The sequence below is a fragment of the Deltaproteobacteria bacterium genome, from assembly GCA_021737785.1.
GTDB lineage: Bacteria > Desulfobacterota > DSM-4660 > Desulfatiglandales > Desulfatiglandaceae > AUK324.
Genome location: JAIPDI010000013.1, coordinates 1 through 22187 on the forward strand (window position 1 = coordinate 1; position 22187 = coordinate 22187).

General features: G+C 52.9%; 20 protein-coding genes. 15 read left to right on the forward strand and 5 right to left on the reverse strand.

Features of this window, described 5'->3' with window-relative positions; genetic code table 11:
- The first annotated feature begins 195 nt into the window (after window positions 1-195).
- From K9N21_08245 to K9N21_08300, 12 genes are all read left to right on the forward strand, one after another.
- Window positions 196-387 carry a type II toxin-antitoxin system HicB family antitoxin gene (locus K9N21_08245; protein MCF8143892.1) on the forward strand — a complete coding sequence of 64 codons (192 nt, stop codon included), beginning with the start codon at window positions 196-198 and terminating at the stop codon, window positions 385-387.
- A gap of 15 nt (window positions 388-402) precedes the next feature.
- On the forward strand, window positions 403-585 hold the full coding sequence (locus K9N21_08250) for a type II toxin-antitoxin system HicA family toxin (GenBank protein ID MCF8143893.1): 183 nt from the start codon (window positions 403-405) through the stop codon (window positions 583-585).
- 148 nt (window positions 586-733) lie between these two features.
- Window positions 734-1792: an alpha/beta fold hydrolase gene (locus K9N21_08255; protein ID MCF8143894.1), complete on the forward strand. Its 1059-nt coding sequence runs from the start codon at window positions 734-736 to the stop codon at window positions 1790-1792.
- A 636-nt stretch (window positions 1793-2428) separates the two neighbouring features.
- Entirely contained in the window at window positions 2429-2773 is a 345-nt protein-coding gene (locus tag K9N21_08260; protein ID MCF8143895.1) for a hypothetical protein, read from the forward strand.
- Between the two features lie 284 nt (window positions 2774-3057).
- The gene (locus K9N21_08265; GenBank protein MCF8143896.1) at window positions 3058-5166 is read left to right on the forward strand and encodes an AAA family ATPase; all 2109 of its coding nucleotides are present in this window, start codon (window positions 3058-3060) and stop codon (window positions 5164-5166) included.
- Between the two features lie 5 nt (window positions 5167-5171).
- Window positions 5172-6965 carry an ATP-dependent helicase gene (locus K9N21_08270; GenBank protein ID MCF8143897.1) on the forward strand — a complete coding sequence of 598 codons (1794 nt, stop codon included), beginning with the start codon at window positions 5172-5174 and terminating at the stop codon, window positions 6963-6965.
- 78 nt (window positions 6966-7043) lie between these two features.
- Entirely contained in the window at window positions 7044-7232 is a 189-nt protein-coding gene (locus tag K9N21_08275) for a hypothetical protein (GenBank protein ID MCF8143898.1), read from the forward strand.
- Window positions 7233-7497: 265 nt separating this feature from the next.
- The gene (locus tag K9N21_08280) at window positions 7498-9252 is read left to right on the forward strand and encodes a beta-lactamase family protein (GenBank protein ID MCF8143899.1); all 1755 of its coding nucleotides are present in this window, start codon (window positions 7498-7500) and stop codon (window positions 9250-9252) included.
- A gap of 323 nt (window positions 9253-9575) precedes the next feature.
- Window positions 9576-10073 carry a tryptophan-rich sensory protein gene (locus K9N21_08285; protein MCF8143900.1) on the forward strand — a complete coding sequence of 166 codons (498 nt, stop codon included), beginning with the start codon at window positions 9576-9578 and terminating at the stop codon, window positions 10071-10073.
- Between the two features lie 369 nt (window positions 10074-10442).
- Complete coding sequence (locus tag K9N21_08290) at window positions 10443-11567, forward strand: MBL fold metallo-hydrolase (protein MCF8143901.1); 1125 nt, start codon at window positions 10443-10445, stop codon at window positions 11565-11567.
- A gap of 16 nt (window positions 11568-11583) precedes the next feature.
- Window positions 11584-12393, forward strand: a complete 810-nt coding sequence (locus tag K9N21_08295; protein MCF8143902.1) for a hypothetical protein — start codon at window positions 11584-11586, stop codon at window positions 12391-12393.
- 151 nt (window positions 12394-12544) lie between these two features.
- Window positions 12545-13717 (forward strand): Xaa-Pro peptidase family protein, encoded by a 1173-nt coding sequence (locus K9N21_08300; protein MCF8143903.1) that lies wholly within the window; start codon window positions 12545-12547, stop codon window positions 13715-13717.
- A gap of 96 nt (window positions 13718-13813) precedes the next feature.
- Here K9N21_08300 and K9N21_08305 read toward each other — a convergent pair whose 3' ends face one another.
- From K9N21_08305 to K9N21_08320, 4 genes are all read right to left on the reverse strand, one after another.
- Entirely contained in the window at window positions 13814-14068 is a 255-nt protein-coding gene (locus K9N21_08305) for a Txe/YoeB family addiction module toxin (GenBank protein MCF8143904.1), read from the reverse strand.
- The gene (locus tag K9N21_08310; GenBank protein ID MCF8143905.1) at window positions 14065-14316 is read right to left on the reverse strand and encodes a type II toxin-antitoxin system prevent-host-death family antitoxin; all 252 of its coding nucleotides are present in this window, start codon (window positions 14314-14316) and stop codon (window positions 14065-14067) included. Before K9N21_08310 ends, K9N21_08305 begins: the two co-directional genes overlap by 4 nt.
- A gap of 135 nt (window positions 14317-14451) precedes the next feature.
- Window positions 14452-16668, reverse strand: a complete 2217-nt coding sequence (locus K9N21_08315; protein MCF8143906.1) for a carbohydrate-binding family V/XII — start codon at window positions 16666-16668, stop codon at window positions 14452-14454.
- Window positions 16669-17181: 513 nt separating this feature from the next.
- Window positions 17182-18708, reverse strand: coding sequence for a Fic family protein (locus tag K9N21_08320; GenBank protein ID MCF8143907.1), 1527 nt, complete (start codon window positions 18706-18708; stop codon window positions 17182-17184).
- A 655-nt stretch (window positions 18709-19363) separates the two neighbouring features.
- Here K9N21_08320 and K9N21_08325 point away from each other — a divergent pair.
- Both K9N21_08325 and K9N21_08330 read left to right on the forward strand, forming a co-directional pair.
- Window positions 19364-19621 (forward strand): hypothetical protein, encoded by a 258-nt coding sequence (locus K9N21_08325; protein MCF8143908.1) that lies wholly within the window; start codon window positions 19364-19366, stop codon window positions 19619-19621.
- A 307-nt stretch (window positions 19622-19928) separates the two neighbouring features.
- Entirely contained in the window at window positions 19929-20342 is a 414-nt protein-coding gene (locus K9N21_08330; protein ID MCF8143909.1) for a hypothetical protein, read from the forward strand.
- Here the strand turns inward: K9N21_08330 and K9N21_08335 are convergent.
- A complete protein-coding gene (locus tag K9N21_08335; protein MCF8143910.1) occupies window positions 20294-20485 on the reverse strand; it encodes an FG-GAP repeat protein in 192 nt (63 codons plus the stop codon). The genes K9N21_08330 and K9N21_08335 overlap by 49 nt on opposite strands.
- Window positions 20486-20682: 197 nt before the next feature.
- Here K9N21_08335 and K9N21_08340 point away from each other — a divergent pair, with 197 nt between their 5' ends.
- Window positions 20683-22140 carry a hypothetical protein gene (locus K9N21_08340; protein MCF8143911.1) on the forward strand — a complete coding sequence of 486 codons (1458 nt, stop codon included), beginning with the start codon at window positions 20683-20685 and terminating at the stop codon, window positions 22138-22140.
- The last annotated feature ends 47 nt before the right edge of the window (window positions 22141-22187 follow it).

Sequence of the window (22187 nt, forward strand, 5' to 3'; positions counted from 1 at the left end):
GCGGGAATGGCGGGGGGTGGGTTTTTTCCTCCTTTCGGGCGAAGGCCGGAATCCAGACGGGTTACCGCCAGTTATTGAGATGTTACCTAAATTCAAGGTATCCGTGGCAAGATAGACGTTTTTTCGTTGTCCTGCAATAGATGGGTGGCAAAACAGTGTAAACGACAACAATTTTCAAACGAAAGGTCGGACATTATGGCCAACACTTATAGGGCTGTCACAAAGAAGGATGGCGAATGGTGGATTGGTTGGATTGAAGAGGTTCCCGGTGTGAACTGCCAAGAACGTACTCGTGATGAACTGCTCAATAGTCTAAAGGTCACTCTGAAGGAGGCCCTTGAGTTCAACAGGCTGGAGGCAATTGCAGCAGCCGAACCCAACTATTGAGGAACTGGTGACGGTATGAAGCGTGAGGAACTCATCAAACATATGCGCAGGCATGGCTGTGCGTTTGTGCGTGAGGGTGGCAGTCATTCCTGGTGGGAGAACACAGCAGGAAATGGTAGGTCCTCCGTGCCGCGTCATAACGAAATCAGGGACAACCTTGTACGCAAAATATGCAAAGACTACGCATTCCGTTTATAAGATGATGTACCGAACCATGGGCTCAATCCGGTACACACCGACCATGATACCAACCTCTGAAATGCACGTACTCAGCCAGCATTCCGATGCCAAATCGGCCGAACCATTCACTGGTGCAGCAGCAAGAGACAGCGGAGGTGATTCGGGAATGAGATATAGCAAGATCAGGGACAAGATGTCCGCCTCGTTGGCGATCTTCCTTGTTTGCTTCTCTGTCTTGGAGTTCAATCATCAGAATGTTTACTCTCAGAACAAGCACGCGCAACCGGGCAGCCACACACTTGCAATCACCGTAAACAACTTGCAGCGGACCTACATTGTCCATGTTCCCGCCACCTACAGACCGCAAACGCCCTCGCCAATGGTGATCATACTGCATGGTGGCGGGGGTACCGCCAAAGCCGCAATGTGGGAGACAGGGTGGGCGGTGAAGGCCGACAAGGAGGGATTCTTGGTCGTCTTTCCCAACGCCATGGCGCGCGACCCTGCACGGCGAAGCAGCTTTGCAAGCAACCCTCAGCTATGGAACGACGGCTCCGACCGGTTTTATCCCGGCCAGAAAGTTGCAGACGATGTCGGCTTCATCGCTGCTATGCTCGACGATCTTGCCGCTCGGTTCACACTGGACGAGCGGCGGGTTTTCCTCACTGGCTTCTCCAACGGTGCCTCAATGAGCTTTCGCGTCGGCGCGGAATTGCCGAATCGTATCGCCGCCATTGCGCCCGTCGCGGGCGCGCTGTGGTTTGATCCCCCCAAGTTCCGGCATCCGGTCTCCATGTGCTACATCACGGGTACGGCCGATCCACTGAACCTGATCGAGGGCGGCGTGCCGAAACTCGCAACCGGCGCCAGCGACAGAGTTCGCGCCAAACCAAAACCGCCCGTGCGCGAGTCGATACTGAAGTGGGCCAAAGCGCTTGGCTGCGCAATGACACCAGTGAGCATTTCCCACTTCAACGGCGTCCGCACCGAAACCTATGGTTCTTGCAGCAATGATGCAGAGGTGGTTTACATCGCTGTCGATGGCCTCGGCCACACTTGGGCTGGCGGCAAAAGCCTCTTGCCGGAAAGCATGGTTGGAATGACTTCTGACAGGATCAATGCAACGGACATCATCTGGGATTTTTTCCATAAACACCCCGGCTCTGTGGAAGATGATGAAGCTGCCCAGGAATCAGCGGGCCATGTAAACCCCGGGCTCCGGTGAGACGATACGACGACTCATTGACCGCCCCCGCCTACAAGCCGGCGACAATCCAGTGTTGAAAGAGGAGGACCGTGATAACCAGAGGCGCCGTCCTAATCAACGACGCCGCCGCGATTTCCCTTGACTTTCATATTATTTTCAATATGATTCCCCACAACTACCGAATTCCCAGTACCCTTGAACCTTAAACTTTGGGCTTTCGGGTTTGAGCTTTCAGCTTTCAGCTTTCAGCTTTGACCTTTGAGCTTTCTTCTTATGAATTATCCTCTCAAATATCCCCTACCCACCTCCTAACAGCGTTTCTCCGGGCTGTTGGGAGCGAAAACCATCAACACAAACTATCCGGAATTTTCAAGAACGGAACCTGAACCTCCACGGTGCCCTGCAGATCTCACAGGCTGACCGGATGAACATGCGGCAAGGGTAGAAATGAATGACGTTTCCAAGCCAATGCAGTAGACTCCGGACGACTCTCCCCAGAATGGGGATCGGAACGCACAGCATCGGGATTAAACAGAAGCTCTAACCATATCAACTGGTTTTATTAATACAACGTGGTCTTGGTATCCGCACGCTCGAAACTCGACGATATTGAACGGAAACTGTTCAATAACTTGTTGGCAGGAGAAATGGCCCATGAGCTTCAACGAAGATGAACTACGAAAAATCGAGAGCGCAACATCGGGTTGGCTGAAGAAGAAAGCCCGAGCCAAAGTCACCCAATCCATACGCTCATGGCGACCAAGAATTGAGAGAGCAAAAACAATGCCAGAAGGGCAGAGGCAGGATGAGCTGAAACGTCTTCTTAACGAAGCAACTACTTCACGACACCGAGCCCTCCAGATTGGCGCAAATTCTCATGGACACTCTGAATGGGCCGCCGCTGCTGTGTGTGAAAGTTGGCTTCACGAGCTGCTCGGTGGTTCGGCAGAAAGTATTTCTCGGGTCGAAACTCTCATAGATAAACTTGAGCGCAGATAATCATGGTAGATAAAAATTAAAAATAAGATTGGTCAGCAATATTGTTTGCGATTGTCGCGCTCCCAATCGCGTTCCCTTTTGGCGTCGTCTGGGTCAGTCTGGAGGTTTTGGTTATAGGAATCGTTGCGTTGGGCTGGAGTAAAGGACATGAAGGACCATTTCCTACAAACAAAGAGTAAATTGCCCAACAAAGGGCTCCAAGGGACATCGGCGCTATCGCACCGCCGTCCCTGAGCCCAAGCGTTCGCTGATTTGTGGAGTTTGCATTTGGAGGATGTGATTGTATGCATATTACGGAATTGAGAATCCGCCACTTCAGGAGTTTTGCAAAGGCCAAGTTTTCCTTCCGACAGGGGGTCAACACGCTAATCGGAGAGAATGGCTCCGGCAAGACGAATGCTCTGCATGCTTTGCGCATTCTCCTTGATGAGTCTCTCACGCGAAATGCCGTGTACCTTCGTGAGTCAGAATTCTGCCGCAATCTCGGGCAGTGGCGTGGACATTGGATCGTGGTATCTGCAGACTTCTCGAATCTGGATTCATCGGAAGGGTGCCAGCTTCTTAGACATAACACAGCGCACATGGATGGAACGAACACCGCCACCTATTCGTTCTTCTTTCGACCAAAAGGCGAGATTCGAAAGAAATTGTACGAGTTGTCAAGCGAAGGCGAGGATCCGGACGAGTATCTATCCAGCCTGACAGTTGACGATTACGAGCCTGTGTGGACGGGTCGAGCACGTGGAAACTTTCTGGACGATCAGATATACAAAGCATATGTCGGCGATTTCGATACGGGTGAGTTTCCTAATCCCGAGGACGACGACCAAGATGTCATAGGTGTCAAAGTGCAACCAATCTATCAGGAAGTCGCCTGCACCTTTGTGCCGGCACTCCGTGATGTTATTGCCGATATGCGTGGCTATCGCAGCAATCCGCTTCTGACTCTACTGCGGGGTATGGAATCATCTATCATGATCGCGGATTCTGAACGGATTACCGGGAAAATTGCTGACCTTAACAGTGATATCTCCTCGTTACAGGAAATTAAAAGATTAGCGAACGGAATCGAGGCTACGCTACACAATGCAGTTGGGCACACGTATGCGCCTGGGATAAGCATTAAATCCGCTCTCCCAGATTCAATGGAGAAGCTCCTTCAGCGCCTTAGTGTGCTCGTGGGGGACAGCGCGGTTTCAGACTATCGTGGAGAATTGCACGAGCAGAGCCTAGGGGGTGCGAACCTCATATACGTGGCTCTAAAGCTACTTGAGTATGAGTTCAAGCTCTCGAGTGACCGAGTAGCTCATTTCCTGTTGATCGAAGAACCAGAAGCCCATATCCATACACACATACAGAAGTCCTTGTTTTCCAAACTTCCTTCAAGAAGGACCCAAGTAATTGTCTCCACCCACTCTACGCATATATCGTCTGCTGCTCAAATCGCGAGCGTCAACATTCTTGCAAAGAAGGCCGACCATGCGGAGGTTTACCAACCCGCGCGCGGTCTTTCGCCTGAGATAGTGACACGTGTAGAGAGATACTTGGATGCCGTTCGTTCAACATTGCTGTTTGCCAAAGGCGTTCTATTGGTTGAAGGGGCCGCAGAGCAGATCATGATCCCTGCAATGTTACGGGCGGTGTTTGGTGTGAGCCCAGACGAGCTTGGTTTCAGTGTAATAACAATGAGTTCTGCATTTTTCCTTCACATTGCAGTCATCTTCGCCGATGATCGAATTCAGCGTCCTTGTGCAATTGCTACAGACCGTGACACGTCTCTCATCGACCTCCCTGACGATCCAGAAGACGACACCAAAGACCAGGCACACGCGAGAGCAGCAGAGAAGTCAGGCGAGTCTCGGCACCAGAGTCTCCAGGAACTCGCCGATGGCAATCCATGGCTTCGCGCCTTTTTCACCGATCATACTTTTGAAGTGGGATTCATTAGTGCCGGTAACACGTGGGAAGTGGTGCGCACCCTGAACAATATCTACAACAATGCTGGCTTCAAAAAGAGAAGCAAACAGAGACTGGAATCGGATGATCCCCCAACATACGGCAAGGAGATCCTACGGCTCTCAGGAAAACTAGGAAAGGGTTGGTTCGCTCTTTTGTTGTCCGAGAAACTTGTTTCACGAACCAACATTCCTGATTATATTCTTCAAGCGGTTGCCTTTGCCAGTCATGCGAGCATCGATGAGAGCTCGTTGAAACAGATAGGGTTATTCAGGGCTACGGCTGAAGCTAATTACGAAGACGACACTCTCCGCAAGGTTCTGCCGTCCCTCACGGAATTGGAGCGTATGAGCCCAAGCGATTTTCTTTCGACCTTCCGCGAGGCTGTACCCTCTGACCCACTATCGCTTTTCTGCCAATATCTTGAAGAATACTGAGGACAATGATTCGTCTTAATTCAGAGCAGAAAGCCGCGGTTGAATGTGATGGAAACGTCGCGATTACCGCTTGTCCTGGGAGTGGGAAAACTCGCGTATTGACAGCTCGTGTAATCCGTGGGCTGAACGAACTCAAATCCGGCAGAGAACGTGTCATTGCCCTCACCTTTACAAACCGAGCGGCAGACGAAATTCAGGCACGTTTGGATCAAGAAAATGTAGCAATGGACTGTCTTTGGGCAGGAACAATCCATGCATTTGCACTCGAATGGGTTTTACGGCCTTACGCTCCTTACTCTGAGATTACCAGATTCGGGTTCACCGTCGCAGACGAATTCTGTACTGAACGGCTCTTGGATGAATTGAAGCGGGACGCGAAGCTTCCTCTCTATATGGAGATCGATACAACACAGACGCGATCCGGGTGCGATCTCAACGCAGACCATAACAGGCGCATGATATTCGAACGATACAAAGCCCGACTTCGGGACATGAAGCTCATTGACTATGACGACGTGCTCTATCTATCATTCAGCATCCTCACAAAACACCCCGAAGTAGCGGCAACTCTGGCCTCTATCACTCGTATAGTCTGTGTGGATGAGGTGCAGGATATCCAGGATCTACAGTTTGGCATCTTGTCCACGATATTTAGGGCCGCTGCCTCACCGGTCAAACTCTTCTTTGTCGGTGATGCGGATCAGTCGATTTACGAGTCGTTGGGAGCTCTCACAAAGTCACCAGAGGAGATCGCGACCGAATTTGGTCTTGATAATGTTGTTCATTTGGAGTTGAAAGGGAATTATCGATCTACACAGCGCATCATTGACTTTTATCGCCGCCTTAGATCGTCTGCCCCAGTCATCGAATCTCGCACAGACTATGCCGGTTCCGCTGGTTTCATAACATTCCAAAATCAAACAATCTTTAAGGAGGACCTCCCTACAAATATTGCTGCTCTTATTAAGAGCGCATTGGAAGACGGCGTGGCACCGCAGGACATTTGCGTTCTAGCGCCACATTGGTGGCATATTCGGGCACTTGCTCGGAGGCTGGTCGGCCTGCTTCCCCAAGTTGACTTCGATGCACCCGGGCTATCTCCCCTACATAGCTCGCGGGACAATCTCTGGTTTAAGATTGGCAGGCTGTTTCTCATGAATCCTTCCCCATCTCGAACGCGGACCCGGATTCGCTGGGCGAAAGAAGTCCTCTCTGATTTAGGCACGCTCGGTAACATGTCGCCTCCTGAAATCATTGTGACTCCAAGGCGACTGCTCAGGTTGATTAATGCAATGTCTTCGACTCAAACAGAGGGTATGCCCTATCTGCGAGATGTTTTTTCCCAATTCTTGGTGAAGATAGGTCTTGATCTTGCCTCAAGCGATGCACTGCATATCTCATTCAATACGTTCTTCGAAAAAGCTGAGAACCGTATTGCGAATGCGGAGGGCGGAATCCCTACCGATATTGCTAGCTTCAGAAAACTATTCAGCCATCCTGCTGGCGTCGTGGTGAGCACGTGCCACGGAGTGAAAGGGGAGGAATACGACACTGTGATAGCCTTCGGCCTTCTCAAAGGATACGTGCCGCACTGGTCTGTGATAATAAATGGATCCGAACGAGAGGCATCAGAACGAGAATCAAAACTACTTTATGTCATTTGCTCCAGGGCCAAGCGTCGTCTTCATCTGATCGCTGAAAGGGGCAGAACCACCCAAAGGGGCAATCCTTATGAAACTGCCGAATTGCTTAAGCAGGTGCGCTTTGAGTGTGACGAAGTTGAGAATTGCTTCTTATGATAGCGAACAACTCCATGCAGAAGAGGGCGCGGGCTTTCGGGACGTCCATAAGAACCTAAATAACGTGACACAAATGCAATGACCGGTAATATTTCGGGCATGTCGAGGACGGCACGATTAGACGCACCCGGCGTATTGCACCACAATATGACCCGGGGGATAGAGCGTAAGAAGATTTTCAGAAATATCCAGGACCGGGATGATTTACTTGAACGGATATTCGTCATTTTGCCGGAAACCCATACCTCCTATGTGGCGGCGGTTTGATCAGAAGCCTCGGGGGATGGAAAGAGGTAAAGAAGCTGAGATTGAACCGGCAGGATGGTGTGAAGGGCGACGAGAGGATACTGCGTGACGTATTCAGGCAGCAGGAAGAAGAGAATATCCGAGGCGAGGCGTCTTTTCTGTTACTGGTGTGTCAGAGAGCTTGGGGGGCGCATGACAGATATGGCAAAATTACTGGGGCTTGCCCAACCGGCCATCGGTTATGCTGTCGAGCGGGGAGAACTGCTAACAATAAGGAGAAAACAAGATGATGATGAGACCAACACGTACGTTACTGCTTCTGCCGCTCGTCGCACTCCTTGCCGCCTGTTCCGGCGGGGACGCCGATACCCCAACCCCTTACGCCAATACCATCACCCAGATGACTGCCTCCATCCAGAAACAACTGGCTGACAGCGGGGCAACCGGCGGGATCTCGATCGCCCTGGTGGACGACCAGACGGTGGTCTGGGCAAAGAGCTTTGGCTACGCCGATGCGGAGGCGCGCACCTTGGCCACTCCCGACACAGTGTACCGAATCTGCTCGGTTACGAAGACCTTCACCGGCACGATGATCATGCAGCTATCCGACCAGGGGCTGCTCGATGTCGGCGACCCCCTGACGCGATTCATCCCGACCTTTTCGATCCAGCCGCCTCTCGGCTTTGCTGAAGGGGGTCCGATCACGATCCGTTCGATCCTGACGCACCATTCCGGCATTCCGGGCGACATCGACAACGGGGTTTATACTGCGGAACCAGACCCTGATTTCAATACCAAGCTCGTCACCTATCTCCAGGGCGAGTACCTGACCTATCCGACCAATTTCATCTGGGCATATTCCAACAGCGCCATCTCCCTTCTTGCCACCATTATCGCCAATGCCTCGGGCCAGAGCTTCCAGGCCTACTCGGACGCACTATTTCAGACCCTCGGCATGGACCACACCTCCGTCTCCATCGACAGCCCGAAGGTCTCCGCGAATCTGGCAAAAGGCTACCGGGAAGGCCAGGAAGTACCCCAGTTCTACAACAATGGGAGCACAACCGGAGCCATCATCTCGACAATCCAGGATATGGCAAAATTCATCAAAATGGTCAACGCTGGGGGCGAGGGTGAGCGAGGACAGGTCCTCAAACCGGAAACCCTGGAAAGGATGCTCACCCCTCAAAACGGCGATATCCCCCTCGATTTCGATAACAGAATCGGTCTGATCTGGTTTCTCGATGACGCCGATCTTGCCTATGCTGGAAGGGTCTGTCATCACAATGGCGGGAATCCGGGCTTTCGCAGCCACCTCGAAATCCTGAGGGATCATAATCTCGGGGTTGTGGTCCTCGCCAATGACGAGCAGATCCTTTACGAGGAAATTGCCAAGCAGGCCCTGAAGCTCGCCCTCCAGGAAAAGACCGGCCTCACTCCTACGCCTTTCCCTGAGCCACCTTACTCACCAGCTGTGGCATGGGATCAGGCCAGGTTGGATGCCCTCCAGGGCGTCTACGTCTTTTCCAGAACGCTGTATGCTTCTCCCGTTCCCTTCATCAGGGTTCGGAGCGTACCCGGCGCACTCGAGTGGACAAACCCGGACGACGGCACCACCATCCATGTGGTGCCGAAGGCGAACGGTTGGCTCTCGGCCCCGGGATCTCAGGCCAGGGAGTACGAATTCAGCGAGATCTCGGGCAGGAATGTGATGATCTGGCACGGCAAAGGGCAAAGCTTGCTCGCTGCCGAATACTACACCCTCCCGGCGATCCCCGCCGCCTGGACAACCCGTCTTGGTACATACGAGGCAACGAATTGCCAGAGCGTCTTCTCGTGCGGGACAGGAAGCCTTTTCGTTGCGGAAGGCATGCTCGGTTTCGACACCAACGTGCTCGTTCCCGTCTCCGATACCCTCGCTTACATATGCGGTCTCGGCCGCAAGGGCGGAAGTTCGGCCCAGATCCTCTCGGTACCTCCTGATGGGCATGAGGAACTGCAACTGCTGGGACTGCGGTACCGGAAATCGGCAAACCCTTAGGCATGGCTTTCGGGACGTCCATAAGGAACTGAATAACTTTAAAGACATGCAATGACCGGTAATATTTCGAGCATGCGAGGACAGGACGATTAGACGCACCCGGCGTATTGCACCACAATATGACCCGGGGGATAGAGCGTCAAAGGATTTTCAGAGATATCCAGGAACGGGATGATTTGCTTGAACGGATATCCGTCCTTTTGCCGGAAACCCATACCACTTTCCGGAACGATTCTGGGGGAACTTGTTTTCATTGATCCCGCAACAAGTCAACAGTGAGATAACGTCTCCTTCGGCCCGCTTCGGGCCATAAAGGCAATCCTATGGCATACGGTTCAATGCAAAAGCAACTTCTCGGTTTGGTGGGATGGCTCGCGGTTACCTTTGCGGCCGCTGCGATTGGTGGCTACGCATCCGCAAACGCAGGAGACTTCTATCAACAACTCAGCCGCCCCACATGGGCTCCTCCTTCATGGCTTTTCGCTCCAGTCTGGACCTTGCTCTATCTCCTCATGGGCGTCGCTGGATGGCTGGTCTGGCGAGAGCGTGGCTTTCGGCATGCACGAATCGCTCTTTCATTGTTTCTAATGCAGTTGGGTGTAAATTCACTCTGGACATGGCTGTTCTTTGTTTGGCGTCGGGGAGCCCTGGCGTTCGGTGAGATTCTCATCCTCTGGGCGCTCATTCTCTTCACGGCTGTCACCTTCTGGCGCGTGCGTCCCATTGCGGGAGCTCTACTGATTCCTTATATAGCGTGGGTGAGTTTTGCATCTGGGCTTACCTATGCCATTTGGCAACGCAATCCCGCGTTGCTGGGCTAACCCTTCACCGCACTTGACCACGATTCCGCCGCGGTTTGGATGGCAACCACACGTGGCGCGGCAAGTGAGTCCAATCGTTGGGCGGATCGATGGGCTGTATGAGAACGGGATGGATGGGAACTATGACAACTGCGTTTTAGACTCCAATAAAGTAGAAGATTTGGTAAAAACTTCCGGCTTTGAACGACTGTTCGACAACACCTGATGGAAGCCCAAAGGAACAGCACTGGAGTTTGGATCATGAAAATATGCATCCGGCGTGGCGCTAAACAGATCGGCGGCACCTGCATTGAGATCGAGTCGCAGGGAAAACGGCTGGTTCTCGATATCGGTCAGCCGCTGGACAGCCCGGATGCCGAATCGGTTGAGATGCCCCGGGTGAAAGGGCTGAAGACCTCAGATGGCTCGCTCTTGGGCGTGGTGTTGTCACACCCGCATATCGACCACTATGGACTGGCGTTCCGGGTTCCGCCTTCCACACGCTTCCTCATGGGTACGGCGACTGAGCGGATTTTGGAGGCGTCCGCGATATTCACGCCATCCGGGGGGACGTTTGAGAACGTAACGCATTTTGAAAACGGTAAACCTCTCCCGCTTGGTCCCTTCAAGATCACGCCGTACCTGATGGACCATTCGGCCTACGACAGCTATGCCGTGCTTGTCGAAGGTGATGGTAAACGGATTTTCTACACGGGCGACCTGCGCGAACATGGCCGAAAGGGTTCCCTGTTCACTCGTCTGGTCGCCCGCCCCCCGCCGGGCGTAGATGTTCTCCTGATGGAAGGCACCACCGTTAGCCGGAAGAATAGCGAAAAGGGGTTCCCGACCGAAAACAATCTGCAAAAAGATTTCGAGCACATTTTTCGCGCCACCACAGGAATGCCGCTGGTCTGGTGCTCAGGGCAAAACATCGACCGACTCGTGACTGTTTTCAAAGCGGCAAGACGATGCCGGCGTCAGTTCATCATCGACATGTACACTGCGGAGATCCTCCGGGCTACTGGAAACAGCAAACTACCGCAGGCGGATTGGGATGGCATAAGCGTGTTACTGCCGAAATTCCAAAAGAAACGGATCGTGTGCACGGGCAAGGCCTCGGTAGCAATTAAATACCGGCCCTATCGTATCTTCCCGGAAGATTTAGCGGCGGCGTCCAAGAACTCCGTGATGTTGTTTCGTCCGACCATGCAGGTTGATGTGGAAAGCGCCGGATGCCTTGACGGAGCGTGCCTGGTCTATTCGATGTGGGACGGCTATCTTGCGGAGGAGAAAACGAAACGGTTCTTGAAATGGCTCAAGGGGCGGGGGATCCCCATGCACAAATGCCACACGTCGGGACATGCGTCGGTCACGGATCTGCAACGTTTGCGCACAGCATTCGCGGGCGCCGTTGTGTGTCCCGTCCACACAACAGACCCCATGGCGTTCCCGCAACTGTTCGAAAATGTCAAAGTGTTGACCGACGGAGAATACTACGATATCAACCGATCGTGAAGGGAGAAGAAACGGTATGAACAGACAGCAAAACGTTCTCGACAAAAGCATGAGCCTCCACGACATCAAAGACATGATCCAATTGACCTTCGCAGATCAGCACGCAGATTTCATCGCCGATAATCTTGAGATGCTGATCGACAATACATATTGTGTCGCGCCGGTGCGCAAAAATGAATATACCCTAGTCCGCAGGGACCGTCACGATCTGACCCCCAGCGTCCCGCCCGCTGAGAAACACTGGGAGGAGACGATTTTCAGAAAGTGGGAAAAAGTCGAAGATGGCCTTGATCCCGCGATCCCTTTTAGAAAGGTCGTGAGCTACCAGGTGATGTTGCGTGATACGAATGAGAATAGTGGCTGGGGTGAACTCGATCTTTTGGGTGCCACGGCAGAGAAAATCCCGGTTGCAATCGAGCTGAAGATCAAACCAAGCGAATACCTTCTGCGGGCGATCGTAGAAGTCCTGGCATACGGAGTCGCAATCCGAAAGGCATGGAGTGGGGTCGATGGATGTCCACTGTGTTCGCAGTGGGCCAGCGTCGTTGGCAAGATCGATAACCTTGTTGATCTGCCGCTTGCCGTCGTAGCCCCCGCTTCATATTGGCAGGTTGTTCTCAGCGATAGCCCCAAGCGGACAGGGTTTCAAACACCACAACCTGTCCGCCGGAGCATCAAGAAACTCCTGGAGAAGATGTACTCCGTTAACTACCCGTTGACCTTCGTCGAAGTCAACGCAGAACAACAGCTGGCCGAAAGTGGGCTGCCAGTCATTATCAATGCTGCCATAAAAGATATGCCGATTCCAACCGGTTCGAGTAAATAGATGGTCAGTCGTTGGCTGTTGACTGAGAGCAAAAGAGACACTCCATAAAATCATAAAAATATTGCAACAACCGCATCAACACGGACTGGTAATTCCGCTACGCTCCATTGCCATCCGGTTATGCGGAGCCTAAATGTTCGAAGGAGTTACCATGGGATACGATAGTAGAATCAATTGCTTACAAAAAGAACTACAGAATGAGGAACTGTCCGGAGCTCTCCTGTTCTATTCTCGCGACATACTTTATTATACTGGCACGGCACAGCCAGCATATCTTGTGGTTTTGCCGGAAGACTTCTTCCTTTTTGTTAGAAGCGGTTTTGAATTCGCGCTAAACGATGCATTTATTCCAAGGGACAAAATAAGTGAAGAACGAAAACTAGGAAATGTTTACAAAAGTGTATTTCAAAATTCAGGGACGAAACAGAGGATAGGAACCGAATTAGATATCCTGACAGTCGATCAATTTTCCAAATACAAGCAGGCTTTCCCCGGCTATGAATTTGTCAATATATCACCTGTAGTATTTGAACAAAGAAAAAGGAAGGAAGCTTCAGAAATATCGATAATCAAAAAGGCTTGCCAGGCGATTCATATGGGGCACCTTGCCGTTTTGGAAAGCTTGAAGGAAGGAATCACAGAGCTCGAGCTCGCTGCTGCTGTTGAAAACGCTCACCGACTGGCCGGACATGAAGGAATATTTTTCATTAGACAACCTGATTTTTTTATGAGCAGAGGTCCTATTTCCTCCGGCCCCAATCTTTTCAAGATTAGCGGAGTCGTTTATACGATAACCGGGGTGGGTTTGAGTCCATCAGTCCCGGCCGGACCTTCTAAGCGACCAATTTCAACGGGAGATATAGTCATCGTTGACATCCCGACATTGGTAGACGGATACCATGCAGACCAAACGAGAAGCTATGTTTTAGGGAAGGCCGATGACAAAATTAGAACCTTGTATAGCCATTTAAAAGAGATCGCTGATTACCTCATTCAAACTATTAAGCCAGGATTGAAATGTCGTGAAATCTATCAAATGGCGATAGAAAAATCTAAAGAGCTCAAGGTTACCGATGCTTTCCTAAATTTTGGGAAAGGGCAAAAGAGCCGTATGATCGGGCATGGCGTTGGATTAGAATTGAATGAGCCGCCCATTCTATCTATGTACGATGATTCTGAGGTTTCTGATGGTTATGTAGTTGCGTTGGATATGCACATGATGGATAAGAATGTTGGTGTGGTTAAATTGGAAGACTTGATCCTGGTCACTGATAAAGGAAATGACATCTTGACAATAAGTCCAAGGAACCTTTTCGAGCTATAGACAAAATACGCATTGAAGATAGCCTAACCAAAATGCATGCACCTGATCGGCGAGAAAAGGCGCTCGCCTCCAGGTGATGCCCGCGTTGGTTTGACATTAATAATGATAATGAAGTTGGGCAATTAGGATGGCATCTGAAGAGGCTTTATAGACTACTCTATGCTCATCATTGATTCTTCGGGACCCGTAACCTGATAAGGCGTGTTTGAGTGCTTCCGGCTTTCCAATGCCTTCAACTGGATTGCGTTTAATGTCTTTAATGAGGCGATTGATTCTTTGGAGAATTTTCCCATCAGTATTCTGCCAATATAGATAATCCTCCCATGCATTGTCAGAAAATATGAGCTTCATTCCATAAGCTTTCTTTCTGTTCCTTTTCCATTTTCAAGTTGGGCAATGGACTCAATAAGTTTTTTTGCATTTTTTGGAGAACGTAAAAGATAAGCTGTTTCCTCAAGGGCTTCATAGTCCTCAAGTGACATGATGACCACGGAATCGGTCGTTTTTCGCGTGACAATAACCGGTGCATGATCATTGCATACATTTTCAATGGTCTTAGCAAGATTTTGCCGAGCCGCCGTGTATGTAATAGCTTTCATGGTAAACCTCCTGTACATGTACTGGTTATTGTACATATCCATATGATGATGTCAAGGAGAAATTAACCCCCGATGGCATTCATTCCCATGGAAAAATAGCACACCCGTGTAGAGCGGCGTACCGCAGCAGCTTCTTCACCGCCTGCCGCCGCCATGGAATCCGCCCCCTCCAAATCGACCCCCCAGGCCGCCCTGACGACCCAAGGATGTCTCACGGCCCTCGGCCATGCTGCGTGCGTTCCGGTGTTGTCCGAGATCGCGGGCAACGTCGTTGTTGCCAAGGTCGCCCCTGCTCCAGCCCCGGCTCCCGCTCCTGTCCCAGCCGCCATCTCCTCCCCGGCGGTAGGCATTTCCATCCTTTCCTGCAAAGACATCGTCGGGCCGTTTCTCCCCTTGACCCTTCGGAAGCGCCTCATCCCTGCTTGAAAGGCCTTGCGCCCTCCCCCCTGCGCGGGAGTCCCGATCCGCGGCGAACTTGCCCGCGCCCTGGTCTCCGGGCCGTCGTTGGGCCACACCCTCCCTTGCCTGTTGCCGCTCCTGGGGCGACATGGCATTCCATCGGTCGTGGGCATTGGAAGCAACCTGGTTGCGGTTCCAGTGGTTATAGGCATTGTTGTGATTGATGTTGATGGTCCTGTTGATATTGATATCACCCCCTCCCCAGCTGCAATGACCCCAGGCCCCTCCCCAGATGGCGCCCGCGGCAAAGCCGAAGGCGAATCCTGTGGCAGCCCCCCAGGCAAAGCCGGCCCCGAATCCATAGGTCACCGGATAGGGGTACCAGACGGCCCCGACATATGGGGGATAGACATACCCCGTGCCATAGACCACCACGCCGGCCGGGGCGACCACCGTTCCATAGTAGCCGGGGGTGTAGCCCACCACAACGGTTTCAGCGGTAGCGCCATAGACATACACATAGGTCACATAGTGGAGCGGGGACTCGATGGGAATGGTGTAGATCACTGCAGGGACCGCACCTGCCACGGCCCAGGGTCCGGTCGGGGGCTGTGAGACGAACCACACGCCGTCCTTCAGGGAATACCAGGCGGTATTGTCCACCCGGATGACGGGAAACGGGGCATTCACCACGTATTTCAGCGGCGTTCCCTCAATGCCCTTGAGCTGGGGTTGGCCGTCATAGTTAACCGTCAGAGCCGTTGTCCTACGATCCACCTGGGCGGTCTGGGGGATGCTGTTGTCAATGATCGCCTCCTTGGCCTGAGGCGTTCCTGCCACCGAGGCAAGGACCGCTCCCTTTGGGTGGTTCTCGGGAATTTTGGCAAAATCCGGAGGCAACTGGTCGTGGGGAATGTATTCCCAGGGTCCCTTCTCCAGGTTCTTGGTGTGGAACCATCGGCCGGAAAGGAGGGCATAGTACACCCCCTGTGTCGGGTCCAGAACCACGTTTGCGTCGGTATTTGAGATGTCCAGGAGTCCTGTCCCGTCGATCGGGGCAAGGGACGGCTCTCCTTGGGTCTGGATCAATTCAGCCGGCATGGTGCTCACGTACAGCTCCGGGAACCGCCCCTTGGCCGCAGCAGCCTTGAGTGCCTGCCCAGGGTCATCGAGCATGTTGACCTGCTGGTTTTGAACCAGGGATTGCCGCACCGGTTCCAGCGAGGCCGGCGGTGCAACCGAGAGCGTCCAGGAGCCCTCTATGGCGCCGGCTTCCATCCAGTGTCCAAGTATCCGGAGATAATACTTCCCTCCGGCCGTGTCAAACAGGATGAGCGCCCAAGTATTGATTACCCTTAGAAGATCGCTTCCTTCGACCTTGCGCAGGACCGGCGTACCGTCCACCCGCACGAGCATGGCCGGTCTGGTGCTGAAGAAGACGCGGGGAGGATCGTTTTTGACCTCCTGAGGGGTCTGGGGCTTGCTCTGGGCCTCGGTGACCGCCAGGTTCGTCTGAAATCTGTCCAGAGAAACGGTCATCCCTTCTGAAGGGAGCCTGCCCTTCAGAATCCGGGTGTAAAGATCCGCCTTTCCGGGTGCACCGGGGAAGCTGACCTTGGCGATCTGAATCTCCTTGAGTGCAACAATCCGGTTTTCCCGGTCCACAGCCGTTTTCGCCGTGAGCCAGATGACCCCGAAATCCTCCTGGGGCGAGGCCTGATGCGCCACCGCCACCGCGGCCCGGGCCTCCATCCGAACGCCATCCCACTTCTCTATCTGGGGAGAGTACATGATGAGGGTCTCTTTGCCGCTGGCGATCTGGCGGGGCCACGAGAGACCGCCCGCGCCTGAAGGGGTGTCGGCAAAGGCGGCCGGGGTCGCCAGGATAAACATAAACAAGGGTGCAAGGGCGGCGGCAATGATTCGCTTCCAGCTTGTGTTGATCAGAGTCATCGACATTCTCCTTTTTCGTTAGGGTAAGGCAGGCGGATCAAAAGGTCCCTTCATCCCGCTTCTACCAAAACAGAGGACAGGTGCGGTTATGTTCTCAAGAAGCCTCCGGATGAAGGAAGGGTAGCGTCGGCAATAGCAGAAACGCTTCTTTTCTGCAGTGGCGTATAGGGGAAACCCCCTTGGGTGTCAAGGAAAATGGGAGTGCCCCGGGTTGCGCCGCACCCCGTACCCCCCATAAGAACAAGAAAAATCAGGCCCCAAAGGGCTGCGTTGGCATATCTGCGTGTCATGCCAATCTCCTCACCCTATAAAACGGCCAAATTCCACCCCCTGTCGGCGATATCGCTTCCATACTTTTCCGAGGCAGATGGGTGGAACAGCAGGGGCAATCTCATGCCTGCTGCCCGGATGGATATGGAGATCATGGAACGGTTCCGTGTTAAGGTGAGAAAATCGGCATTCCCCTTCCCGACCGATTATACCCTGATCGGGCCTAATCCCGCAATGACACCTTCAGGTGCATGACGATCGGTCCCTCGCGTACCCGTCCTGGACAGCATTTTCCATGCCGGCCAGTTCCTTATCCGTCAGGAACCCGAAATGTGCTTTTCTCTTTCCCGCCGAAAGACGACCGTTATTTTGTAGGCAGAGCCGGATAAAGAGATCGACCAGGCGGTCTGGCATGTCCGCGATCTCCTGGATGGCTTGTTTGGTCTTATCGTAATTCTCAAGAAAATTGAGTTCTTCTACCAACTCCTGTTCGACGGTGAGTTTGACGAAATCATACAACGCCACGGCCTGGGCCGTCATATCGATATAACGGTACAGGCGGCCGGTCTCGCCCGCCACGGTCATCTGGCCGAGATCGTCCAGGTCGTATTCGACCAGACGCATCAGTGGATTTGAGAACGCCTCCAGGGAATGATCGTAAAGCGCCGGGTTTTTCAGCATAGCGGCGGAGACCGGAAACATGAGACCTTTCGGGATCGCGCCGCGCAGGGACAGGATGTTGTGGATGAGAAAGCGATGAATACGGCCGTTGCCATCCTCAAAAGGGTGCATGAAGACAAAGCCATAAGAGATGGCGGCCGCATGAATGACGGCGGATACCCCGCCTTCTTTCATGCGCTGGTGGGCGGCAAGCAGCCCTTCCATCAGTTCGGGAAGATCGTCGGGTTTCGGGCAGACATAATGAACAAGCTGTTTCTGGCGGGAAATAGTCTGCCCGACGTAATTCTGATTTGGCCGGTAGTCCGCCTCCCGAAAGCGAGGATCGACGATGCGATTCTGCACGTCTAACAGGAGAGGCTTCTCGCAAAAGTCCTTGTGCTCTGCCATTTCCAGCAGCCCAATAAATTTCTCTGTCCGGGAGGCGCTTGGCTTGATGTGTTCGATCTCGAATGAGGATTTGGTTTCCTTGTTGTAGAGATAGCTAAGTGCTCGCCGGAGAAGTTCCGGAGGGTAAGAGGTCATGACCTCTTCGCACCGTTTCAGAAGGTCGAATTCCTCCATGGCGGCGAGTTCGTCGATACGCCGGATGATAGGACAGAATGATCTCTTGCCAAGCAGATTGTCGACGACCCGCTGACGCTGCACGCGACGGCCGGGAGCTATGGTATAGTATCGATCCGGCTCCAGAACCTCGACGTAGTTCCCCTTGTTGAGATCCGGCAACGGGAGCTTGCGTCCTGTCAGGAATTCATACAGGAACCACACTCTGCGGGCATATTTTCCGGTGGGTTTCGAGGTGATGCAGGCCACAATCTCGTCCGCCGCCACGGCGTCGAAAAGGGCCGAAAGGATACCCAGGTTGACGCCGTCGTACTTGAGTGCGAACTCCAGATGGTCCCCCGTCCTGCCTCCGGGCCAATAGGACTGGGGATAGACGGCTTCGACCTGCCCGTCCTGAATGGTAGAGCGCAGTGTTCCTGTTGGGCTGACCGAGGACGTATGCCAGTTCGGCAAAACAATTAGCCCGTGCTGCTCAATCAGAAACGCATATCCCGCCAACCGGCTCTGTGTCGAATCCAAGGTCCTCACGCCTCAAAAAATCGTTATACCCTCAAAAAAACGATTACCATGGTCTGGTTGCCTAAAAATATAGTTATATTCGCGATTATTTTCAAGAGAATTGTTTGACTGGCTGGAGCCCGGTCGACAAAGGGGCTGTTCTCAAAAAACGTGTTTCGGTGTTGAAAAATGGATAAAACCCACCATCTTGCTAAGAAAATAGTTATCGTCATTGTTTTCGGAATATCGGTGAACGGTGCGTAAACCCCGCAGTTGAAAGAGTTTACTACGCCTGTACGGGGGCAAGTCTGCCGTTGACTCTTGCCTGACTGATCCTACAAGGAAAAAAGATTTCCCGACCTCCTGGGGTCCAATACGCAGATGCAGGGTATCATGTAATAAACCAGGGCATGCGGTTTGAGGATATTTTTTCGGATCGAAAGATCATGAAACGTTCATGTTTAAGAAGCGTGATAGATATGCTATATTCCAGACTCATTAAGAGAAAAAGTCAGACCCCCTTTTGACATGAGGGTGATGGAGAGAGAAAGGTAGTCATTCAAATACGGTAGGCAGTGTGACAAACGAAGCGTATACGGACTTGAAGTTCCATTTTGGGACATCAAGTTGGGGTGAAACGCGTAAGCTCCCGAGGGCTTTCACGGAACAAGGCAAGGCATTCGTCATGACCAAACATGCCCAAAAGATGCAACGGCTGAACAGAAATAGTATTTTCATGCGCATCTGCCTGATGATGGTGGGCATTTTCATGCTTGCCGGGTGCGACAGCGGAGAAAATACAATGGATCACGCTATCGGCAACGAGGCCGTCAAGCAGTACCATAAACTGAAAAGGGATATCGGAAAGATCGGTGATCAGCAGGCGGAAAGGTTCAATAACGTTTTGGAGGAGAATAAGAAGGACGGCGGTGAAAAGCCATGATGGATATGGCGCATGTCTTGGTTTTGACACGAGCAAGTTGATATTTGTGAAACATCAATAAGGGGCTGGCCAGGCGTACTCGGAGTCAAGGGCAGGCCCCTTTTGACTCCTAATTGATATGCTGAAGGTTGTGCGTAACATTTTATGTTAACGCAAAAGGATTTCATTATGCCGATACGGTAAACAACGAATCGGATAAACTTGGCGCGGAAACGATTTTCTATCATCTGTGCCTTGAGGGGGGAATGGAGAAATGGGGATTAACAAGGAGCGAACAAACATGCAAACCCTCCATGGAAAGTTGTGCGTGGCCATTTATGAAAACCTGGGAGATGCGGTGTTGCCTGTGATAAAGGAAATTTATGGTAAGTACGGATTTGAGGTCGGCACAGGCCTCAAGAAAAAATGGAAACCAGCCGACCTTATTGCGGCCGGGGAGGCATTTGTTGATATGACCAACAAAGCAGGCCTTCCGTCCAGTATAGAAATGAGAGATGGCATCGCTTACTGGACAGGATATCGCTGTCCTTTTGGCATTGAAAATACCTACAGAGCCGTTTGCGAGGCCCTGATGGAAATGGACCGGCAAATTTTTTGTGCACTTCTGGGAGTGGAGAGGGATAGATTGGAGTTCACAATTCAAAAATCCCTCGCAGCCGGCGATGATTGCTGTCAAGGTATATTCAGGCTGTTACCCTCTCCCTCGATCCGCTCAATATAGGCCGCCCCTGTCATGTCGTGACCCGGCGCACCATCCATGACCACAGTGCAGCTGACTGCGACCGACCAACCACATGCGTCGCCTGAAGCGGTGTCAGAGGCGGTGAGCCTTGGGTGAACTCGCTTTTTGGGGATGGAGTTCAGGTGAAACGGCCTTGGGGGTTAACAAGAATCTGTCCGCCCCTCCTTGCCAGGTCAAATCAAGGTGAAATTACAGCGCGTTTCCTTTTCACCCCGATAAGAAACAGGGAGCGGAACAGGGGCACAAACCGGTTGATAAACCTGCGGGTCTAAGGTATGGTTTTACAAATGGATAAACGTCATCAAGGAGGGCATCGGATATGTGCTTTTTTGACGGCTCAAAAGAAATCGGACAACGACTCCTTTTTGTCTGTGTGGCCGTAACAGCGGGTTTGTTCTTTTTGTCCGGGTTAACCGTCCGCGCGGAATACTACGATTACAGCACTGGCAAGCCCAGCGCCTTTCGGGACTATCAGCAGGTCATGATCTGGGACAGCGAGGTCCTGGAGGCCCTTTCGGGATTCAGGGGCACGCTGATGTTTTCCACAGGGAGCTGTTTCTCGGGCGGATTTGTAGACGATCTCACAAAGCTTCCGAATGCCGCAGTGGTGACCGCCAATAACTGGCACGCCCTCGGCCTTTCCATGTACGACTTTCTGCCGGGCCAGACCGACACCTGGGGATTCCATGACGAGTATATGTACGCCTTTCGGCGGGACGTCGGCAGCGCGCCTCCAAACTTTCACGAGGCCTACCTCTCGGCAAAGGATACCATCCGGACCACCGATGGGTACATATGGTACTGGGGCGGGGTGGAATTTCCCCAGTTCGGGGCCAGCGGCACGGCTGCAACCAGCACCTTGAGCTATCGCCCCGGGGATCGGGCCATCCTCTTCAGCGGCATGTGGGCCGGAAACGAGTATTATATCACCAGCTGGGACTACACCATTGCCGGGGGCCGCGACCTCCTCATTAACGACTACGGCTGGGAGAGCAGCGCCATCACCACCCTTTTTTCCGACGGCAAGGTCCCTCCCGAACGTTCCATTTCGTGGACGCTTTCAGGCGCAGGGTCAAAGGAAAACCTCCTGAATGCCCTCAAATCTGCGGCCGTATCCCTTGGGCCCGACAGTATGCTGGCGGTCTTTTGCATTGCCCACGGACGCAGCAGCGGCATCATGACCAGCCGGCTTCTGGATGACAGATCCACCATCGAATATCTCCTGATCCCCAACGGCAGGAGCATCCCCATCGAGGGCGACACCTATCCGGCGACGAAATATGGGTGCGCACAGGTTGAGATCACCGGGCTTAGCGATCTTACGGCGTCCCATTACACCGTGACCCTTCCGGACTCACTGAGCAGGTGGAGGTGGCGGATCGACGCAGGAAGTCGATCCCTGTTCCTCGAGGCCGATGATCCGTCAGACCAGGACTTGTGGCTGGTGCCGGGGAACGAATATGTGATCAAACTGGGATACTGGCGGGTCCTGGGAGAAAGCGCGCTGGGCCAGGGCGGATGGACCCTGTGGATGCCGGAAGGCGGCGGGGGGCCGCCCTTTAAATCCGATTCCGGCTGGTCCGGGGGGGGCGAATGGGGGACCGGCGAGCATGTGCCCGGCGGAGCGGGCAGCCCGGACATCGGTTCGCCCGATACATCCTCGTGGGGTCACGGATGGGAGACCGGGGGCGACGGCTTTATCTGGATCCCGGCCCCGGGGGGCGGTTCGTCCGACGACGCCTCCTGCTTCATCCGTTCAATCCAGGGGCAGGATTGACAGGGATGAAGGAAGCGCGGAATGAGGGGGACACACCAATATAGCCT

What these genes read in the sequence shown, in the direction of transcription:
- K9N21_08285 (MCF8143900.1), top strand. Translation starts at nt 9,576, where the DNA reads ATGGCATACGGTTCAATGCAAAAGCAACTTCTCGGTTTGGTGGGATGG.
- K9N21_08300 (MCF8143903.1), top strand. Translation starts at nt 12,545, where the DNA reads ATGGGATACGATAGTAGAATCAATTGCTTACAAAAAGAACTACAGAAT.
- K9N21_08290 (MCF8143901.1), top strand. Translation starts at nt 10,443, where the DNA reads ATGCCCCGGGTGAAAGGGCTGAAGACCTCAGATGGCTCGCTCTTGGGC.
- K9N21_08315 (MCF8143906.1), bottom strand. Translation starts at nt 16,668, where the DNA reads ATGACTCTGATCAACACAAGCTGGAAGCGAATCATTGCCGCCGCCCTT.
- K9N21_08295 (MCF8143902.1), top strand. Translation starts at nt 11,584, where the DNA reads ATGAACAGACAGCAAAACGTTCTCGACAAAAGCATGAGCCTCCACGAC.
- K9N21_08275 (MCF8143898.1), top strand. Translation starts at nt 7,044, where the DNA reads ATGACCGGTAATATTTCGGGCATGTCGAGGACGGCACGATTAGACGCA.
- K9N21_08245 (MCF8143892.1), top strand. Translation starts at nt 196, where the DNA reads ATGGCCAACACTTATAGGGCTGTCACAAAGAAGGATGGCGAATGGTGG.
- K9N21_08310 (MCF8143905.1), bottom strand. Translation starts at nt 14,316, where the DNA reads ATGAAAGCTATTACATACACGGCGGCTCGGCAAAATCTTGCTAAGACC.
- K9N21_08325 (MCF8143908.1), top strand. Translation starts at nt 19,364, where the DNA reads ATGACCAAACATGCCCAAAAGATGCAACGGCTGAACAGAAATAGTATT.
- K9N21_08270 (MCF8143897.1), top strand. Translation starts at nt 5,172, where the DNA reads ATGATTCGTCTTAATTCAGAGCAGAAAGCCGCGGTTGAATGTGATGGA.
- K9N21_08255 (MCF8143894.1), top strand. Translation starts at nt 734, where the DNA reads ATGAGATATAGCAAGATCAGGGACAAGATGTCCGCCTCGTTGGCGATC.
- K9N21_08340 (MCF8143911.1), top strand. Translation starts at nt 20,683, where the DNA reads ATGTGCTTTTTTGACGGCTCAAAAGAAATCGGACAACGACTCCTTTTT.
- K9N21_08260 (MCF8143895.1), top strand. Translation starts at nt 2,429, where the DNA reads ATGAGCTTCAACGAAGATGAACTACGAAAAATCGAGAGCGCAACATCG.
- K9N21_08305 (MCF8143904.1), bottom strand. Translation starts at nt 14,068, where the DNA reads ATGAAGCTCATATTTTCTGACAATGCATGGGAGGATTATCTATATTGG.
- K9N21_08280 (MCF8143899.1), top strand. Translation starts at nt 7,498, where the DNA reads ATGATGATGAGACCAACACGTACGTTACTGCTTCTGCCGCTCGTCGCA.
- K9N21_08265 (MCF8143896.1), top strand. Translation starts at nt 3,058, where the DNA reads ATGCATATTACGGAATTGAGAATCCGCCACTTCAGGAGTTTTGCAAAG.
- K9N21_08250 (MCF8143893.1), top strand. Translation starts at nt 403, where the DNA reads ATGAAGCGTGAGGAACTCATCAAACATATGCGCAGGCATGGCTGTGCG.